Source organism: Roseomonas sp. TS2 (assembly GCF_058833935.1).
The window spans coordinates 1-17,915 of sequence record NZ_JCACVY010000035.1; the positions used below are offsets into that span (position 1 = coordinate 1).

Genomic DNA, 17,915 nt, shown 5'->3' on the forward strand with positions numbered 1-17,915 from the left:
TGAGGCGCGCCAGCGTCTCGCGCATCGCGCCGCGCTTCACCACCATGTCCAGGATGCCGTGCTCCAGCAGGTACTCGGCGCGCTGGAAGCCCTCGGGCAGCTTCTCGCGCACCGTCTGCTCGATGACGCGGGCGCCGGCGAAGCCGATCATGGCGCCCGGCTCGGCGATCTGGATGTCGCCCAGCATGGCGAAGGAGGCGGTGACGCCGCCCGTCGTCGGGTCGCACAGCACGACGATGAAGGGCAGCCCGGCCTCCTTCACCATCTGCGCGGCGATGACGGTGCGCGGCATCTGCATCAGGCTCAGCGCGCCCTCCTGCATGCGCGCGCCACCCGAGGCGGTGAACACGATCAGCGGCGCGTCCTGCAGCACGGCCAGCTTGGCGGCGGTGACGATGGCCTCGCCGACGCCCGGGCTCATCGAGCCGCCCATGAAGCCGAACTCGAAGGCGGCGATGACGGCGCGGCGGCCCTCGATGGTGCCATGCGCGACCACCACCGCGTCATCCATGGCGGACTTGGCCTGCGCTTCCTTCAGCCGGTCGGCGTATTTCCGCTGGTCGCGGAAGCGCAGCGGGTCGGCGGGCGATTTCGGCAGCTCGATGCGCTGGAAGCCGGGATCGAGCGTGTATTCCGCCCGCCTCAGCGCCGGGATGCGCATGTGGTGGCCGCAATGCGTGCAGACATGCAGCGACCGCTCGAGGTCCCGGTGGAAGATCATCTGCTCGCAGGCCGGGCATTTGTGCCAGAGGTTGTCCGGCACCTCCTTGCGGCCGAGCCATGTCTGGATCTTCGGCAGCGCCCATTCGCTGATCCAGTTCATGCGGACCCTCTCTGGCTTGACGTTCTGGCGGAAGCGGGGGTGGTAGGCCCGGGCAGGCCCGGAAGGCAAGGGGTATGGGACCGGCAGGGCCGTGGGCTGTCGGGCGGCCGGCCGGCGCCCTAGGATGCCGCCTCTTCCGAACCGCCGATGGCACCCCGCATGACCACCGCCCTGCTCTGGCCGCCCCTGCTCCTGGTCGGCTCCAACATCCTCATGACCTGGGCCTGGTACGGCCATCTGAAGCAGCCCTCCTGGCCGCTTTGGCTGGCGGTGCTGGTCAGCTGGGGCATCGCCTTCTTCGAGTACTGCCTGGCGGTGCCGGCCAACCGGATCGGCTACGGCGCCTACACCGGGCAGCAGCTCAAGGTGATGCAGGAGGTGATCACGCTGATGGTGTTCGGCGTGTTCTCGGTGATGGTGCTGGGCGAGCCGCTGCGCTGGACCTACATCGCCGCCATGCTCTGCCTGGTGGCGGCGGTGGTGTTCATCTTCCTGCCCGTGGAGTGAGGCGGGGCAGGCGAGGGAGGCGCCGGCCTCCCTGTCCGCCCTTCTCAGCCCGCCCTTCTCAGCCCGCGCCGCCCAGCATCGCCGGCACCAGCAGCCCGACATTGTGCCGGAACATCGCCTCGTAGCTCGGCGCCGGCCCGCCCGGCGGGGAGAGCGCGTCGGCGTAGAGCCGGCCCTGCACCGTGATGCCGGCCTCGGCGGCCAGGCGCCGCAGCGTCGCCGGGTTGGCCATGTTCTCCAGGAAGACGGCGGTGATGTTCTCCGCCTTCAGGGTGCGGATCAGCCGCGCCACCTGGGCGGCGGAGGGTTCGGCATCGGTGCTGACGCCCTGCGGCGCCAGGAAGCGCACCCCATAGGCCTCGGCGAAGTAGCCGAAGGCGTCGTGGCTGGTCACCACCCGGCGCCGTGCCTCCGGCACACGGCCGATCTCCTCCCGCACCCAGGCATCCAGCGCCGCCAGCCGCGCCTGATAGGCCTCGCCGCGGGCGCGGTGGAGATCGGCCCGCGCCGGGTCCGCCGCCGCCAGCGCGGCGGCGATGACGCCGGCATAGTGCCGGCCATGGCGCAGATCCTGCCAGGCATGCGGGTCGGCCGCCGCCTGCCCGCCATGGCCATGGCTGTGCCCGTGGCCATGCCCGCCCTCCAGCCTGCGCGGGGTCAGGCCCTCCGTGGCGGTGGCCACCGGCCCGGCATAGCCGGCCGATCGGGCCAGCCGGTCCACCCAGGCATCGAAGCCGAGGCCGTTGCGCACCAGCAGCCCGGCGCCGCGCAGCGCCTGCGCGTCCGAGGGGCGGGGCTGGAAGCTGTGCGCGTCCACATCCGGCCCGGCGATGACATGCGCCGCCACCGCATCGCCGCCGATCTGCCGCACCATGTCTCCCAGGATGGAGAAGGAGGCGACGACCGGCAGGGGCGCGGCACCCTGCGCCCTGGCGGGGCGGGCGAGCCGAGGAGCGACCCAGGGCGCGGCGAGGGAGAGGGCGAGCAGGGCGCGGCGCTGCATGGGAAGACCTCTGCGCTATGTTATAAAGTTCCAATGCCGCGAAGCGGCGCGGGATGCAAGCCTCCCGCCCTTTCTCAGCCCTTGCCGAACAGCCGGCGCAGCCGTGCCCAAAGCCCTTCCGCCGGCGCGGCGCGGCCCACCTTCTGGTGCGCCACATGCGGGCGGCGGGCGGGCGGCGGCAGGGCGCTGGCCATGGTGTGCCGCCCGGCGTCGCGCGCCGCGATCAGCCGCCGCTCCAGCGCCACCACCTGCGCCACCGCCTCGGGCGTCTGGGCGGCGGCCAGCGCCTCGGCGGCGGCGGCGGCATCCCCCCACGCCTCGGAGCGGCGCAGCGCGTCGATCACCCGCACCGACTGCTCGGCATCCAGCGCCGGGCCGCCGCGCCACAGGGCCACCGCCTCCTGCCGCCAGCTCGCGGCCAGCTCGGGGCGGTTCATGTCGTCGGCCACCCAGGCGGCGTGCAGCGTGGCCTCGGCGGCGGCGTGCAGCGCGCCCGTCTCCTCCAGCACATGCGCCCAGGCCAGGAAGCGGCGGGCCAGCGGCGGATGGCTGGTGTCGGCGATCAGCGCGCGGAACGGCGCCGCCGCCACTGCGTCGGCCGCCGCCGGGTGGGCGCGGCCGATATCGGGCGCGGCATAGGCGCAGTGTGGGCATTGCTGCAGCCAGCGGCCCATGGTGCCGCGCAGCGGCTCCCCCGGGCGCAGGTCCAGGTCCGGCGCCTGCTCGGGCGGCGCGGGGCGGAAGGGCGGTTGCCGGCTTTCGCCGCCGCAGATGGCGCAGCGGAGCCCGCCCGGTGCGCCGCCGGTCTTGGAGCCGGCCGAAGGTGAGCCGGCCGAGGGTGAGGAAGTCGCCATCTCCCCAAGCTAGGCACGAAGACGCCCCGCGCGAAGGGGATGACACGCGCAAACGTTACGCGGCTCCCCGCATGGTGTTGCACGGGCGCCGCCGGCGCGCCAAAGATCATCCCATGCCCCGTGGCGACCTGTTTCCCGATATCGCGCCCTACGAGACCGGCCTGCTGCCGCTCTCGGCCGGGCATGTCATGTACTGGGAGCAGGTGGGCAATCCCCGCGGCCAGCCGGTGCTGTTCCTGCATGGCGGGCCGGGGGCCGGGGCGGGGGCGGTGCACCGCCGCTTCTTCGACCCGGGCCATTGGCGCGTCGTCATCTTCGATCAGCGCGGCTCCGGCCGCTCCCGCCCGCTCGGCGAGCTGTCCGGCAACACCACGCCCAATCTGGTCGAGGATATCGAGGCGCTGCGCCGCTTCCTCGGCATCGAACGCTGGCTGCTGTTCGGCGGCTCCTGGGGCAGCACCCTGGCGCTGGCCTATGCCCAGGCGCATCCCGACCGGGTGCTGGGCTGCGTGCTGCGCGGCGTCTTCCTCGGCCGGGCGCGGGAGGTGGAGTGGTTCCTCTACGGGCTGCGCCGCGTCTTCCCCGATGCCTGGGCGCAGTTCGCCGAGCACATCCCCGAGGCCGAGCGCGGCGACCTGCTGGGCGCCTACCTGAAGCGCCTGACCGACCCGGACCCGCAGGTGCACTTCGCCGCCGCCCGCGCCTGGAGCCAGTACGAGGGGCTGTGCAGCACCCTGATGCCCAGCCCCGAGACGGTGGCGAGCTTCGCGCAGGACCGCACGGCGCTGGGCCTGGCACGGATCGAGGCGCATTACTTCGCGCACGACCTGTTCCTGCCGCCCGGAGGGCTGTTGGCCCACATGGACCGCATCGCCCATCTGCCGGCCGAGATCGTGCAGGGCCGCTACGACATGGTCTGCCCCGCCGAGAGCGCCTTCGATCTCGCCGCCGCCTGGCCGCGCGCGCGGCTGACCGTGGTGCCCGATGCCGGCCATTCGGCGCTGGAGCCGGGCGTGCGGGTCAGCCTGGTGGCGGCGGTCGAGCGCTTCCGCCACCACTGCTGATTCCCGCCTCATGCCCGGCGGGGCAGGGATGGGTGCAAGGGCAGGGGCTGAGCAGGGCGCGCATGACGGCGATTCCATCCATTTCGCGCTGCAGCATGGATTGGAACGAATGGGAGATGTCCATATAACCAGCGGGGAAGGGGCGCGATTCACCGGGCGGCGGTGGATGGCTCCCGGCCTTTCCACGCCCCGCCAGACCGCGGGCCCGAACCTTCCGCCGAGGCGCTCCGGCCAGCCGGATCGTTGACGCCGTGGTAAGTGGCGCCAAATTCAGCGGATTCCGGCCAGGGAGCACGCCTGCATGATCATCGCTCCTCTCAACCCGCGGGAAGCCGCCCTGCTGGCGGGTCTGCGCGCCCTGCCGCTGGTGGCCGCCGCGCGGGAGCCGGAGTTCGACGGGCTGACGGAGGCGGCGCGGGCCGTGCTGGGGGGCACGGCCGCCGCCATCCTGCTGCTCGGCCCCAAGGGGGAGATGTATCGCAAGGCCTGGTCCGGCCCGCCGCAGCCGGCCGCCGAGGCGCTGGCCCTGGCGCTGGGCACCGCCGCCTGCGCGGGATGCGCCGTGCCGGGCGAGCCGGAGCCGGCCGATGGCCTGGCCCTGGTGCTGCGCGAGCCGGGCGGCGCGCCGCTCGGCGCGCTCTGCGTGCTGGCCGAGGCCGGCCTGCGGCCGACGCCGCAGCAGAGATCGGCCCTGGATGCGCTGGCCGATGTGGCGGCCACGCTGCTGCTGCAGCGCCGCCGGCTGATGATGGCGGAGAACCGCCTCTATCTCTACTCCGTCAGCTTCGACGGCCTGCTGGAAAGCCTGCCCGAAGGGGTGGCGGTGCTGAACGACCAGGGCGGGCTGGCCCTGGTGAACGACCGTTTCTTCGTGCTCTCCGGCCTGTCCAAGTCCCGGCTGCTCTCGCGCAGCGCGCCCGGCACCGCGGTGCTGCGCTGGCTGGGCGGGCTGGGCGCGCTGGGCGAGGAGAAATGCGCCCTCCGCCGCTGGCGCGCGGTCCGCGAGACGGGGCAGCCGCTGGGCTGGCAGGGCGAGGTCGCCAACAACACCTGGCTGGCCGTGCGCATCCTGCCCGTGGAGGGTGGGGGCCACGCCATCATCCTGCGCGACATCACCGACGAGGTGCTGGCCGAGCGGGAGGCCCGCGCGCTGCGGGCGATGAACGCCCAGCTGCGCAGCGCGGTGGAGGCGGCGAGCTGCGGCGTGCTGCTGCTGGAGGGGCCGCCGGGGTCGCTGCGCCTGCTCTGGGCCAACCCGGCCTTCACCGCCATCACCGGCTTCACCGCCGGGGAGCTGCGGCGGCGCGGGGTGCGGGCCCTGCTGCGCCCCGCCTCCCTCGCGGGCGGGCTGCGGCCGCTCGCGGAGGCGATGCGCCATGGCCGTGGCGGCGTCTCGGAGCTTGCCGCGCGCCGCAAGGACGGCTCCGCCTGCTGGCTGCGCACCCATGTGGCGCCGGTGCCGGCCGCGCCGGAGGGCGATTCCGCGCCGCGCTGGGTGGTGGTGCAGAGCGACACCACCGATTTCCACGCCCTGGTGCTGGCGCAGGAGGCCGCGCGGCGCGGCGCCGAGGAGGCGAGCCGCGCCAAGTCGGAATTCCTGGCCACGGTGAGCCACGAGGTGCGGACGCCGCTGAACGGCGTGAGCGGCATGGCGGCGCTGCTGCTCGAGACGCCGCTGACCCCGCTGCAGCGGCGCTATGCCCAGGTGGCCCAGCAATCGGCCGGGCTGCTGCTCTCGGTGGTCAACGACCTGCTGGACAGCACGCGGCTGGAGGCGGGCCGGCTGGAGCTGGAGCGTATCCCCTTCATGCTGGAGGAGGTGGTGGAGGACATGCTCGACCTCCTCTCCCCCGCCGCGCAGGAGAAGGGCATCGAGCTGGCGCTGGACCTGCCGCCGGGGCTGCACGGGCGGCGCCTGGGCGACCCGACGCGCTTCTCGCAGGTGCTGCTGAACTTGCTGGGCAATGCCGTGAAATTCACCGCCCAGGGCTCGGTGGTGGTGTCGCTGCGCGAGGAGGAGGACCAGCGGCTCCTGCTGCGCGTCGCCGACACCGGGCCAGGGCTCGACGCCCGCAGCGTGGCGCGGATGTTCGAGCGTTTCGCGCAGGGGGACAGCTCCGTCGCCCGCCTCTATGGCGGCAGCGGCCTCGGCCTGCCGATCGCGCGGCAATTGGTGGAGCTGATGGGGGGGCAGATCGGCGTGGAGACGACGCCGGGCGCCGGCTCCACCTTCTGGTGCCGGATTCCGCTGCCGCGGGCGGAGGCGCCGCCAACCCTGCCGCGCAGCCGCCCCGGTGCCTCGCTGCTGCTGGTCGAGCCGCCGGGGCCGGGCCGCGCCCTGCTGGCCGAGCGGCTGCGGGAGCTGGGCCTTGCCGTGACGGTGTGCTGCCCCGGGGCGGAATGGCCGCGCGAGGCGCGCTTCGACCGGGTGATGGCGGACCTGTCCGTGCCGGTGGCGCGGCTGCCGCGGGAGGTGCCGCGGATCCGTCTCTGCGTGGCCGGGCAACCGGGCGAGCGGGGCTGCTTCAACCTGGCCAGGCCGGTTCGGTATGGCGCCTTGCTGCGGGCGCTGGAGCCGCTTCTGGTTCTGGAGGGGGCGCAAGGGATGGCGGCCCCGCAGCCGCCGCCGCGCATGAAGCTGCTTGGGCACGTGCTGCTGGCGGAGGACAATGGCGTGAACCGCGAGATCGTGCGGCTCCACCTGCAGGCGTCCGGGCTGCAGGTGACCGAGGCGTGGGAAGGCGGGCAGGCGGTGGCCGCCGCCATGGCGGAGCGCTTCGACCTGATCCTGATGGACCTGGAGATGCCGGGCATGGATGGCCCGGAGGCGATCCGCCGGATCCGGGCCCTGGGCGGCCACAACGCCACGGTGCCGATCATGGCGCTGACGGCGCATGGGCGGGAGGCGGCGCTGGCTCTCCTCGCGTCCTGCGGCGTGGAGCATTACCTCACCAAGCCGGTGGGGGCCGGCGACCTGCTGGCCCGGATCGCGCAGCTCATGGCCCTCCCCTCCCGCTGAAGGCGGGAGGTTCCAGAATGGCCGGGCCGATGTGCGGAGGGTGCCGCGCAGGAGAGGCGGGGCGCGAAGGGCGAGCCGCCCTCTCCGGCGGGCTGCTTCCCAAGCAGGAGCCTTTGGGCTATGATCGGTCCCGGAAATGGCTTCGTCTGCGTAGCTCAGCTGGATAGAGCACAGGATTCCTTGTTTGCTTAACTGGGCGTTGCGATGGGAAACCGCGCAGCGGATCCGCTCAAAGTCGGGGAAAGCTTCGGCGCACTGGTCGCCCTGCCGATCCCGAGCCAAGCCCGGCATGATGCCGGGAAGGTGTAGAGACTGGACGGGCGGCGCCTAACGGCCTCTGGCCTATGGTGAAGGGACAGTCCAGACCACGAACGCCTCATGGGCGGCGGCGAAAGCCGAAGTGGTATGAATCCTGGGGCCGTGGGTTCGAATCCCGCCGCGGACACCATTCCTCCAAATACCTAAGCTTTTTCAATCACGTGCGGAGAACATTTGTCTAACCTGGAAAATGGTTAGACAAACCATGTTCACGCCTCATCCCCGCTGATCCGCTTCATGGCGGCAATGGCCAGCCTCTCCTGATCAGCTGCACGGGTGTACCGCTCGACCTCCGAAAGGGTCTTGTGGCCAGTGATGGCAGCGATCTGGTGCGCGCTGCACCCTGCTTCGGCGAGTCTCCGTGCCGCGGCTTTGCGCAGGCCGTGCGGGCTCAATCCGGGCGGCAGGCCGGCGGCCTGGGCTGCCTCCACGAACCAGTTGTAGAAGGCAGTGGTCGAGGCGAAGGGTGCACCCAGGCGCGTCACCAGGAAGGTCAGGTGGTCGCCCTGCGTCTGCTCCAGCACTTCCCGCAGCTGAGCGTGCAGAGGGATCAGGAGTTCAGCCCCGGTCTTCTGCTGCTTGACGAAGATGGCCGTTCTGCCGCGCAGATGCTGGCGCCCCATCCGCACCACGTCGCTGCGACGCTGGCCGGTGTAGAGCAGGAGGGCCAGCGCGAGGCGGGCGCGGGTGCCGATCGGCCAATGCGCCTCGAAGGTAGCGATATGGGCCTCGGTCCATGTGGCCGCCCCCTGGCCACGCTCCTTGAGCCGGCGGACTCCGAAGGTCGGATCATCCGGCCGCCACTCCGCGTCGATGGCATGGCGCATCAGCATCCGTAGCATTCGCAGAATGTGATTGGCCGCGGCCGGGGTGTTGACCTTGGCCGCCAGCAGCTTGCGGACGGCCTGGGGGGTCAGGTCCTCCACCAGGCGGTGGCCGTGCTCGGCGCGGATGCGTTCCAGGTTCCGGCGATAGACGGCCTGGGTGGTGCTGGCGAGCTGGCGGAACGCGGCCGAGCCATACCATTCCAGCGCCAGGGCATCGAGCGACCCCGGCATGGTCCTGCCGGAACCGATCGGCGGGAGCTTAGGGGCATCAGAGAGGGCGGCGTTATAGGCCGACATGAATTCGGGACTGCCCGGCTTCCCGGGGAGGCGCACGAGCTTGTAGCCGGGCCTGCGGAAATAGTGACGCAGCTCCCCGTGCCGATCCTTATAGCGCTGGATGTAGCGGAGCCGGATGGCGGTCACAGATCGTCCCACGTGTTGCGTGACGCCTTGCGGGACTGGCCCGACGCCGCCCTGAGCCCGGAGGCCACATCGGCCGCAGCGTCCAATGCCATCCGGTCCCAGGTCAAGCGCCGCCCCTTGAGGCCGCGAGTGAGGGGGCGTGGCCAGAGACCGCGGCTGACCTCCTGATCGAACGTGTTGATGCTCACCCCGACATAGGCCGCAGCCTCCTCGCGGCTAAGGAAGCGTGGCACCAGCCAAGTAGGCAAGGTGTCAGGCATGGCGCGCCGCCTCCCGGTTCTGTTCATCATGCCTCTTGTCTGATGAGGCGTTCGGATCGGCATTGGCCAGCTCCAACAGCACCTCGGCGTGGCAGGGGCTAGCCGGATGGCACCAGCAGGCCAAGTTGCGGCCGCGCAGAGATGGAAGAGCCCGCAGCACCACTTCTCGATCGCCCGTGAAGGCCGGATAGCGGTCGCTAAAGTCATCTCCGGCCAGCCATGCCCGGTAGCTCTCGACGGCGGCCGCCTGGGCGTGCTGCTGCGACGTAGGCCGTCCCTCATCTCGGTCGGCCGCGAGGATGTCGCTGACCCGCCATGGGTTCCCGAAGACGCTGGGCCGGCAGACTCGCACAGTGTTCGGGGGCATGCGCCACCCCTTGGTTCGGCGGAGCTGGACGCGGTGGGGGAGGGGGCCGTCTGCCGAGACGCTCGGTTGGTCAGTCATGGTCTGCCTCATTACCGACCGTGTGAACCTCCAGTACGCCGGCATCATGCGCCGCTTCCAGCGCCCAGAGGATGAGAGCGAAAAGGAGCTGTGGCGCCACGCCGGCATTTCGCCAGGCATCCTCGGCAGCCTTCTTCGCTAGCTCGTGCAGAATGGCCCTTGGTTTTTCGATCATGGCATGCACCCCGCTATGTGTTTCGCCGTTGGGGTTGTGGGTAGGGAGTGCATCTTCCCTCCACCAACAGGGGTAAAGTCCGAGGAAAGGTTCAAGGCATTGATTGAAATAGAAAATAATACCTTCGCCGCAGCCTGCTATGACAAGAAGACCATTGCTGAGCTGGAAGCCGCCAAACTTGGTGAGCCTGATGAAGACGAGATGGAGAAATGGGGGCTGACTGCCGAAGAGTGGCTCACAGGGATTGAGCTGGCTCTGGCGGCTAAGTGCGAAGATACTGCGAGCGATTTCTGATAGTTTCCGGAGACCGCTCGGTTGGTCAGCCACGTGCTGACTCCCGGTCCAGCCGTTCCAACTCGGCCACGAGCAGCACCGCGGCGCGCCTGGTCACGGGCCTCCATTTCGGTGAACCACCAAGCCAGCACCGCCGCAGCTTCAAGCGGCAGCAGAAGGCTTAGGGGGATGAGGAGCACTGTCCGCACGGCTACATCCCTAGAGCGTGGCGGTACAGGTCCACCAGATTCTCAAGCTGCTCCACCTCCTCGGTGGTCTGCTTGCGGATGCGCAGGAGCTGCTTGATGGCCTTCACGTCGAAGCCGGCGCCCTTGGCCTCGGCGAACACCTGCGAGATGTCCTCGCCGCGCGCCTTGCGCTCCTCCTCCAACTTCTCGATCCGCTCGATGATGGAGCGGAGGCGGTCGGCAGCAATTCCGCCGGGCACGGTGTCTTCCATGTCGTCCTGACGCAGGTCGCTGATGATCTCAGCCATTCCGGGCTTCCTTCATGATCTTGCTCTTGGCGACGCCAAGCTGTTGCGCGAGCTGCGAGACGCGACCGCGATCCAAGTCGAGCTCCCGGGCAACATCCACCACCGGCAGGCCCGCCAGCAGCAGGGAGCGCGCCTCGGTCCAGGCGGTGCGTTCAGAGATGGGCGCGCCGGCCTGCTCGAGGGCTGGAGCGTGACGAGCAGCAGGCGCTGCAACGGCGGTTTCTTCAGCCGGCTCGACAGCAAGCCGGGCCGCCTCATCGGCCTTGCGGCGGGCCCAGAAGGCGCGCATGGCGATGCCATGCTCGGCGCGGCGTTCCGGTGTCCAGCTGCTCTGCCGGCGGTTCACAGCGGCAGCCTCCACACCAGCAGTGCCAGCACCAGGATGATCCCGCACAGCGCGGCGATGATTCCGCGCTCCAGGTCGCGGAGAGCGGCTTCCTGCTCGGCCAGGGCGCTCATTGGACCACCACCCGCGCCTCGGGCGGCACAGGCGGGATGGCGAGGCTGAGGGCGTACTCCAGCCTCTCAGCCTGCACCGCCTCCTGCAGGATGCGCCCGCAGCGGGCGCTGGCGTAGATTACGGGCAGGTCGTCTGCCTCCAGCGACAGCAGCGCGGCGGCAATACGCGCGCCGCACAGACGCAGGAGCTGCGCATCGTCGCCAGGCAGTGCCAGCAGGCGCCGCGCGGCGGAGACGACGGGCTTGGTTGGCAGCACGTCGCCGCGGTTGGCCGCGACAAGCAGGGCGCGCGCTGAGCGCGCCAGGCCAGCGGTGATCATCACAGCTCGTCCTCATGGATCGGCTCGTCCACGCGGATGTGGATCGTCTCTTCGATCCGCATCACGCGCAGGACAGTGTTGGGGTGGGCGGGGGCAGCCTGCAGGGCGAGGCTGCGCGCCTCGGCGGCGGTGTCGGCCTCGGCGATCGGTGCTAGGCCGCCAGCAAGAAAGACGCCCCAGCGGGCAGGGCGGCCGGCGGACATCGTGTCGAAGATCTCGGCGCCCCGCTGCCGCGCCGCCTGCAGGCGTGGGTCCTCTAGCAGGTCATCGGTCGAGGGCGGCACAAGCTGTGGTGAGCCTTCGTCGCGCTCGGCCTGCAGGCGCAGCGCCGCGGTCAGCGCGGTGCGCAGCAGCGGATTGAGCGTTAGGCCGGCGATGCGGCGGATTGCGCCGCGCGGGTCGGCGCAGTGGATTTTGCCAGCCGGGAAAATGCGGAGGAAGGGCCGGCCGCGTTCGTCGTGGAGCACCAGCTCCGTGGGGCGGGGGTCGTCGTGCAGGTGAGACCTGTCCACCTGCGGCTGCACTTTGCGGGGGTCAGGCCGCTGCGAGTTGGCGGCAGGGGGGATGTGCATGGGGTGGTCTCCCTTGCCCTCGGTGGGCATGGGAATAAGATATCCAAAATGGATATTATCGCAATCAAAAAAATGTCTGAAATGGATATCTTCAGCCGCCCACTACATGCTGCTTGGCATGCGTCGGGGTGTCGAATTCAGATAAGTCTGATGCGCGGCCGAACACTAGGCTGAAAGGTTCCGCCACAAAAAGACCCGCCCCTCTCAGGGCGGGCTAGGTGTGTCTCCGTGGATCGGCCGCCTCAGTTACGGAGTGGCCTGCTCGTGAACCAAAGCGGGGAGGGAGAGTTCCGTACCACAGCGTACAAAAAAGCCCGCCGAAGGGCGGGCTGTTGTTCTGCTTGGCGCTTAAACTGTCGGGGTCTGCACTTGGCGAAAGATAAGCAGTGGCGTCATTGCGTACGCTTCTGCAGGGCGCCCCATCTGCCGAGCGAGCGGGTACAAAGCGCTGGTCATTACGCGCAATCCGCTCCCAACCATGGAAAGCGTCGGGAAAGAATCCTTGCCCGCCTGTTCCTGTTTGGTTCATGTTTGGAGGGGCAACGATAGGGAGACGTGACATGCTGGCGTCTGGTTCTAAACTGGTTGGGGGCCACGGCTTCGTAGTTCCGCCTCCGCTTTCACAGAGCCAGACGAAACCCCCGAAACCAATTCTGGAGCCAGAACCGCAATCCTCGCCGCCATGGTGGCCGGCATCTCTGCGGTGATGCGGCCGAGATAGATCCAGTCCGTTGGGCAGCCCGTGAGCTGGGCAAATTTCACGATGAACATCTCATCTGGATAGGTCGAGCCGTCCTCATACTTCTGCAAGCGAGGACGCTCGATGCCTATCGCCCGGGCCACGGCCGCACCGTTCTCATCGTAGGCCATGCGAGCAGCCTTTAGCCTCGCTGCTATCTGGGTCTTGAGTTCGGACGACTTCACGGAATTTCGAGCCATGCTAGCTATTTTGGCCACCGGCTGAGAACCGGGCGATTGCTCGTTTTGCCTTGCAAAGATATCCATAATGGATATTTTATTGCTATGACCAACGCTGAGATCATGCGTGTTCTGGGTGGATATCGGGAGGTTGCCGCTCATCTGGGACAACCGCCAACCGTGGTGCACAAGTGGTGCCGCCGGGGGTTCCCCGCCCGATACTGGCCTGCCGTTGTCCGGCTGGCGGAGGACAAGGGCCTAGCCGAAATTACGCTGGAAACGCTTGAGCGGCCCATGTGGCGCCGCCGCAAACTGGCATCCGCATGACCGCGCCCGCCCCCGTCCCCTCCGGGCGCGACCTGCCGGGGCAGGGAGACAGCGCTCTCCCCCGGCTCCTCCCGTCCCTTAATGGCTACTCTGCTCGCAATGCCGCGGAGATCAGCATCTCCTCGATTTCGTACGCTACTGCCTCGGTGGCCTGTCCCACTTCTGGTCCTAACGTTGCCACAAATTGCTCGGTGGGAAAGCTCCGCAACTGTGACAGCAAAGCCGCTCGGTCCTCGGGGGGCGCGCGCTTGAAAAGCTCCGTGGCAACAATGCGCAGCAGAGCTCTCTCGGCTGCGATTCTGTTCCCGGCTGCTTCCGAATTGGTTGGCATGCCAGCCTCCGATATGCGCGCGGTTTGGCCCAGCCTGCACCCGGAGATGCCTCGCCTCAACCAGATCCGTTGCCACGTCAAAAAAGAAGGGCCGGCGTCCCCACGCCGGCCCTTCCAAAGTCCCCAATCTGTTTCCGGGTCGATCAGTCCTCATGAGCTGAACCATAGCCATGAGGTGTTGCGAGGTGTCGCAGAAGGTTTGCGAGGGCAAGCAAATGTCTGACGAGGGGTCGGTCGAGAGCATGCAGTGCCTCGTCCGGGAAATCGCGGATGCCGAGCCGGCCGGTAACGCCAAGGGGGCCATCGCCTACGCGGCGCGAGCTATCGGGATCGGGTTCCGCCGAGCCTTCGGATTTTACTACGGCACCGCCCGGTCGGTGAGTGCTGCGGAGTGGATCGCCGCCGATCGCGCGGCGACGGAAGCCCGGCGCCAGCGCGCTGCGCGGCTTCGCGCCGAGTTGGCGGCGCTGGAAGGCATCCTGGGAGAGCGGCATGGGGATTTTGTACCGCCTCGGCGCGAAGGCGCTGGGTTGGATGGGCGATCGCCTCTGGGATGCGGCTGAGTGGTGCTCCTTACGGGCGCAGCGGCTGGCCAGACGGCACAGCGCGGGGAGTGAGCGCTGCCATGAGCGCCAGTGACGCAAGGCACGCTTCGCCCGGCGAGCGCCTGGAGGCGTTGGTGCGCTGGCTTGCCGCCGATCTCGGCGCAACGCCAGGACCATGCCCCAGCAATGCCGTCATTGCGGAGCGGGTTGGTCTCGCCTCCTACAACCAAGCCACCAACCTGCTGACCCGCGCGCGGAACGCCGGCCTGATTGCGTTTGAGGCGGCGCGGCAGCACCAGCAGCGCGTGGTGCGGGTGCTGCCGGCGGGTCTCGACATGGTCAGACGCCGCACAGCGCCGCCCGCTCCGCGCTTTGCGAATTGGCTCGCCACGGCCAAGCCGGGTGACCGCTACACCTATTTCATCGGCCACCTGGCCGAGACGCGTGGTGTCGTGCCCGATCAGCGCACGCCAGAGCAGCGCGCGGCCCTTGCTGAGGCCAAGGCGGTGGCCGAGGCTGGCATGCGCGAGCTGGTGCGGCTGGTCAGCCGGCGGCGGCCGGAGGGTGATTTCGAGTATCTCGCCATCCGCTGCCGGCGGGACACCTGACATTGTCTGCGGCCCTCCCGCCCGTGTCTCCGCGCCTCTATGCGGCAGTGATGGCGCGCCTGCAGGGCGCAACGCTGGGCGAATCCCTGAGCGTGCTGGCGCGCTGCGTCGCGTTGGTCAGCAGCCACACAACAGATCCCGAGGCCGCGCTGCGGCTGATGACAGACAAGGCCACCGCCGAGCTGCACGCGCAACAGCGCGCTCGCGCCGCGTTCGCCGCCCGCCTGGAGAACCCGTATGGCCACCCATAACGTCCTCCACTTCCCGCCGCCGGACGCCGCGGCGCCGAGCCTGCGCGTGCCGCCGCACAACACTGCAGCGGAGCAGGCGGTACTCGGCGCGCTTCTGGCGAACAACCGCATCTATGAGCGGGTGCAGGAGTTCCTGCGGTCCGAGCATTTCGCGCACACCGCACACGGCCACATCTTCACGGCGATTCAGCGGCGCATCGATGCCGGGCAGGTCGCGGATGCCGTGACGCTGCGCGGCGACTTCGAGGGGTCGGAGCTGCTGACGTCGGTGGGCGGTGTCGCCTACTTCGCCCAGCTGCTGAGTGCGATGGTGGGGGTGGTCAACGCCGAGGGCTATGCCCGCGAGGTCCAGCACTGCTGGCTGCGCCGTGAGCTGGTGGAGTTGGGGGAGAGCATCGTCAACCGCGCCCATGGCTGCGAGCCGGGCCTGGAGCCGGTGCAACAGATCGAAGACGCCGAGGCGGTGCTGAGCGTGCTGGCTGAGGGCGGCAACCCCACGGCGCAACTGATCCGGGCGCGGGACGCGGCACAGGAAGCCGTGGACGCCATGGAGCGGGCCATGAAGTCGGGCGGCGGCCTGCTGGGCGTCGATACCGGCTTGCGTGGCGTCAACCGGATGACCAAGGGCCTCCGGGCGCATCAGCTGGTGCTGATCGGCGCGCGACCCTCGATGGGCAAGACGGCCCTCGCCGCGACCATCGCCTACAACGCTGCAGGCGCGGGCACGCGCGTGTTGTTCGTCACGGCCGAGATGAGTGCGGCCGACGTGGTGGCCAGGATGATCGCTGCCCATGCCGGGGTGGACCTGGTGGAGGTGCTGAGCGGGCACGAAGATACCGGAGAGCAGCTGGTGCCGCTCCGCCAGGGCAAGGTGGACCGCATCGTGGCGGCGCAGCAGGCCATCTCCGCGCTGCCAATCGAGTTCGAGGAAGCCAGCAGCCCCAGCGTGCCGTATCTGCGCGGCCGGGCGCGCAGGATGCAGCGGCAGCGCGGCCTCGGGCTGATCGTGGTGGACTATCTCGGCCTGCTCAAGGCCAGCGACGCCGCGGCGCGCCAGTCGCGCAATGAGGCGGTCAGCGAGATCAGCCGGGGCCTGAAGGCCATGGCGAAGGAGTTGGGCGTGCCGGTGGTCGCCCTGTCGCAGCTCAGCCGCGAGAATGAGAAGCGAGAGGGCAAGCGGCCCCAGCTCTCCGACCTGCGCGACTCTGGCAGCCTGGAACAGGACGCCGATGTGGTCGCCTTCCTGCACCGCGAACACTACTACCTCGCCAAGAATCCTCCGGCGAAGAAAGACAATGAGACAGCTGAGGATTTCTCGGCGCGCGAGATGGCCTGGCTGGATGCGGTGGACCGCTCCGCCGGCAAGGCCGAGCTGATCATCCACAAGCAACGTCAGGGCCCCACTGGGATCGTGCGCCTGCGCTGGAGCGCCGGCCTGACCTGGTTCCACGACGATCAAGACCACCCGGCGGAGTAAGAGTCATGCCGCGCAAGAGCATCAGTCCCCTCCAGGCCCTGCTGAGTGACCCCCGTCTCCACGAGCTGTCAGTGGATCAGGGGCGGGTGTTCCTGTGCCTGGTGCTGCTCCTGTCCAAGCCGGAAGCGAATGGCCGGATCAGTTTCCTGCATTCGGTTGCCCTCGCGGTTTCCAGATGGGTTTCGGTATCGGAACCCATGACCGAAACCGAGACGGAAACCCACCTGCGCGCGTTGCAGCAGGCCGGGTTCATCGTGGTCGACTGGGAGGCCCGCAGCATCGCGCTGCCCGGCCAGGAAGAGCGCGACGCGCGGGCAGAACGCGCAAGAATCAACGGCTCCAAGGGCGGCCGGCGACGGAAGGACGACACGCAGGAGAGCTATCTGGCACGTCGCCAGGGGCACCTCCCGCTGCCCATCGGAGGCGGCAAGGCCGAAACCCAGGAAACCCAGAGCGAACCCAGCCGGGAAAGCTCGCGCGCGGTAGTACCTACTACCTCTCAGAGAGAGGTTAGTAATACCGCGCGCGATGCACCCGCATGGGTTTCGCTGGGCCAGGAGCTGGCCGAGATCGCGGGCATGGATGCGACGAACGGTCGCTGGGATTGCCGGCAGGTCCAGGCGTGGCTGAGCCAAGGGCACAGCGCCGAGGCCATTCGCCGCGCCGTGCGCCAGGTCGCCAGCCGCAAGGGCTATCAGGCCGCCAAGGTGTTCACCTTCCGCTTCTTCGACGCTGCCGTGCAGCAGCAGGCGCAGCAGGGCGCCGCCGCGAGCGTGGGCTCGGACGCGCTGATCCAGCGCATGGATGAAGACGCCTACCACGCCCGGCTGTCGGCCTGGGCGATGAACCCCAAGGGGCCGCGCCCCGCGCGCTCGGCCGCCTGAAAGGACAACCCATGCAGCCGATCGGAGACGTGACCATGGCAGGCCCTGAGCCCCGGCTGATCCCTGTGCGCCGCCGGGGCCGGCCGCGTGGCGGAGAATTCCCGCAGACTCGCAGGCAGATGCTTGACGCTGCGAAACGCGAGGCCCTAGATGTGGCCTTCGGGCGGTCGGGTGAGCATTTAATGCACCTCGACTGCGGTAGCCTGCTGGCCGGCCAACGTTGGTTCGTCGTGCAGACGCATGCCGGTCAGGAGCGCCGGGCGGCTGTAGAGCTCCGCAACCAAGCCTTCACCGCCTTCCTGCCTGTCTCCATCCGCCATTGCGGCGCCGAGCATCGGCGCAGGCCCGTCGTTCGCCCTGAACTGCCGCGCTACCTGTTCGTCGCCTTCGATCCGGAGGCGGCGCCCTGGCGCTGCATTTTCCACACCTATGGCGTGGCGCGGCTGTTCACGTTGGGCGGCAGCCGCCCGGCGCCGGCGCGACCAGGCGATGTTGAGGCGCTGATCAGCCTCGTACAGGAGAAGATCGGCGCGCCCGATCCGACGGCGCGCGCCATCCAGCGTGGCGACGCCGGGCAGATCCTCGAGGGTCCGCTGTCGGGCTTCTCCTGCATGGCCGAAGAAGTACTGCCGGACGGCAAGGTGCGCGTGACGTTCACGCTGTTCGGACGCTCGTCGCCGGTGGTCCTGGAGCCGGGAGCGGTGCGGTGGGGCGGCCGGGGCTGAGGAGAGGGCGG

General features: G+C 69.4%; 22 protein-coding genes. 10 read left to right on the forward strand and 12 right to left on the reverse strand.

The window, feature by feature from the left end; translation table 11 throughout:
* On the reverse strand, positions 1–823 hold an 823-nt coding region (gene accD / locus ACZJYS_RS08365; RefSeq protein WP_493177120.1), incomplete at its 3' end, for an acetyl-CoA carboxylase, carboxyltransferase subunit beta.
* Between the two features lie 159 nt (positions 824–982).
* Between accD and ACZJYS_RS08370 the strand changes: the two genes are divergently transcribed.
* Entirely contained in the window at positions 983–1,330 is a 348-nt protein-coding gene (locus ACZJYS_RS08370) for a DMT family protein (protein WP_109518870.1), read from the forward strand.
* Between the two features lie 58 nt (positions 1,331–1,388).
* Here ACZJYS_RS08370 and ACZJYS_RS08375 read toward each other — a convergent pair whose 3' ends face one another.
* Both ACZJYS_RS08375 and ACZJYS_RS08380 read right to left on the reverse strand, forming a co-directional pair.
* Positions 1,389–2,333 carry a metal ABC transporter solute-binding protein, Zn/Mn family gene (locus tag ACZJYS_RS08375; protein ID WP_493177122.1) on the reverse strand — a complete coding sequence of 315 codons (945 nt, stop codon included), beginning with the start codon at positions 2,331–2,333 and terminating at the stop codon, positions 1,389–1,391.
* 74 nt (positions 2,334–2,407) lie between these two features.
* Positions 2,408–3,187 (reverse strand): hypothetical protein, encoded by a 780-nt coding sequence (locus tag ACZJYS_RS08380; RefSeq protein ID WP_109518872.1) that lies wholly within the window; start codon positions 3,185–3,187, stop codon positions 2,408–2,410.
* Between the two features lie 113 nt (positions 3,188–3,300).
* Here ACZJYS_RS08380 and pip point away from each other — a divergent pair, with 113 nt between their 5' ends.
* Together pip and ACZJYS_RS08390 are read left to right on the forward strand one after the other, a co-directional pair.
* Complete coding sequence (pip, locus tag ACZJYS_RS08385; RefSeq protein WP_493177125.1) at positions 3,301–4,251, forward strand: prolyl aminopeptidase; 951 nt, start codon at positions 3,301–3,303, stop codon at positions 4,249–4,251.
* A gap of 301 nt (positions 4,252–4,552) precedes the next feature.
* Positions 4,553–7,270 carry an ATP-binding protein gene (locus ACZJYS_RS08390; RefSeq protein WP_493177127.1) on the forward strand — a complete coding sequence of 906 codons (2,718 nt, stop codon included), beginning with the start codon at positions 4,553–4,555 and terminating at the stop codon, positions 7,268–7,270.
* 527 nt (positions 7,271–7,797) lie between these two features.
* Here ACZJYS_RS08390 and ACZJYS_RS08395 read toward each other — a convergent pair.
* From ACZJYS_RS08395 to ACZJYS_RS08435, 9 genes are all read right to left on the reverse strand, one after another.
* Positions 7,798–8,838: a tyrosine-type recombinase/integrase gene (locus tag ACZJYS_RS08395; RefSeq protein ID WP_379652161.1), complete on the reverse strand. Its 1,041-nt coding sequence runs from the start codon at positions 8,836–8,838 to the stop codon at positions 7,798–7,800.
* Positions 8,835–9,098 (reverse strand): helix-turn-helix transcriptional regulator, encoded by a 264-nt coding sequence (locus tag ACZJYS_RS08400; RefSeq protein ID WP_379632385.1) that lies wholly within the window; start codon positions 9,096–9,098, stop codon positions 8,835–8,837. The genes ACZJYS_RS08395 and ACZJYS_RS08400 overlap by 4 nt, the downstream gene beginning before the upstream one ends.
* A complete protein-coding gene (locus ACZJYS_RS08405; RefSeq protein WP_493177132.1) occupies positions 9,091–9,651 on the reverse strand; it encodes a DUF4326 domain-containing protein in 561 nt (186 codons plus the stop codon). The genes ACZJYS_RS08400 and ACZJYS_RS08405 overlap by 8 nt, the downstream gene beginning before the upstream one ends.
* Positions 9,536–10,045, reverse strand: a complete 510-nt coding sequence (locus ACZJYS_RS08410; protein ID WP_493177188.1) for a hypothetical protein — start codon at positions 10,043–10,045, stop codon at positions 9,536–9,538. The genes ACZJYS_RS08405 and ACZJYS_RS08410 overlap by 116 nt, the downstream gene beginning before the upstream one ends.
* Before the next feature lie 157 nt (positions 10,046–10,202).
* A complete protein-coding gene (locus ACZJYS_RS08415) occupies positions 10,203–10,487 on the reverse strand; it encodes a DUF2312 domain-containing protein (protein ID WP_493177134.1) in 285 nt (94 codons plus the stop codon).
* Entirely contained in the window at positions 10,480–10,833 is a 354-nt protein-coding gene (locus ACZJYS_RS08420; protein WP_493177136.1) for a hypothetical protein, read from the reverse strand. The genes ACZJYS_RS08415 and ACZJYS_RS08420 overlap by 8 nt, the downstream gene beginning before the upstream one ends.
* Positions 10,834–10,942: 109 nt before the next feature.
* Positions 10,943–11,266, reverse strand: a complete 324-nt coding sequence (locus ACZJYS_RS08425) for a hypothetical protein (protein WP_493177138.1) — start codon at positions 11,264–11,266, stop codon at positions 10,943–10,945.
* Positions 11,266–11,868 carry a hypothetical protein gene (locus ACZJYS_RS08430; RefSeq protein WP_493177141.1) on the reverse strand — a complete coding sequence of 201 codons (603 nt, stop codon included), beginning with the start codon at positions 11,866–11,868 and terminating at the stop codon, positions 11,266–11,268. Before ACZJYS_RS08430 ends, ACZJYS_RS08425 begins: the two co-directional genes overlap by 1 nt.
* 546 nt (positions 11,869–12,414) lie before the next feature.
* Positions 12,415–12,918, reverse strand: coding sequence for a helix-turn-helix domain-containing protein (locus tag ACZJYS_RS08435; protein WP_493177191.1), 504 nt, complete (start codon positions 12,916–12,918; stop codon positions 12,415–12,417).
* Here ACZJYS_RS08435 and ACZJYS_RS08440 point away from each other — a divergent pair.
* The 7 genes from ACZJYS_RS08440 (at position 12,880) to nusG (ending at position 17,904) form a co-directional block, all read left to right on the forward strand.
* A complete protein-coding gene (locus ACZJYS_RS08440; protein ID WP_493177185.1) occupies positions 12,880–13,083 on the forward strand; it encodes a carph-isopro domain-containing protein in 204 nt (67 codons plus the stop codon). The genes ACZJYS_RS08435 and ACZJYS_RS08440 overlap by 39 nt on opposite strands.
* Positions 13,084–13,599: 516 nt before the next feature.
* A complete protein-coding gene (locus ACZJYS_RS08445; RefSeq protein WP_493177143.1) occupies positions 13,600–13,977 on the forward strand; it encodes a hypothetical protein in 378 nt (125 codons plus the stop codon).
* A 62-nt stretch (positions 13,978–14,039) separates the two neighbouring features.
* Positions 14,040–14,567, forward strand: a complete 528-nt coding sequence (locus tag ACZJYS_RS08450) for a hypothetical protein (RefSeq protein WP_493177144.1) — start codon at positions 14,040–14,042, stop codon at positions 14,565–14,567.
* Positions 14,568–14,617: 50 nt separating this feature from the next.
* On the forward strand, positions 14,618–14,818 hold the full coding sequence (locus tag ACZJYS_RS08455; protein WP_493177146.1) for a hypothetical protein: 201 nt from the start codon (positions 14,618–14,620) through the stop codon (positions 14,816–14,818).
* On the forward strand, positions 14,805–16,295 hold the full coding sequence (dnaB, locus tag ACZJYS_RS08460; protein ID WP_493177149.1) for a replicative DNA helicase: 1,491 nt from the start codon (positions 14,805–14,807) through the stop codon (positions 16,293–16,295). Before ACZJYS_RS08455 ends, dnaB begins: the two co-directional genes overlap by 14 nt.
* A gap of 5 nt (positions 16,296–16,300) precedes the next feature.
* Positions 16,301–17,179, forward strand: coding sequence for a hypothetical protein (locus ACZJYS_RS08465; RefSeq protein ID WP_493177151.1), 879 nt, complete (start codon positions 16,301–16,303; stop codon positions 17,177–17,179).
* Positions 17,180–17,190: 11 nt separating this feature from the next.
* A complete protein-coding gene (gene nusG / locus ACZJYS_RS08470) occupies positions 17,191–17,904 on the forward strand; it encodes a transcription termination/antitermination protein NusG (protein WP_493177153.1) in 714 nt (237 codons plus the stop codon).
* Positions 17,905–17,915 lie beyond the last annotated feature (11 nt).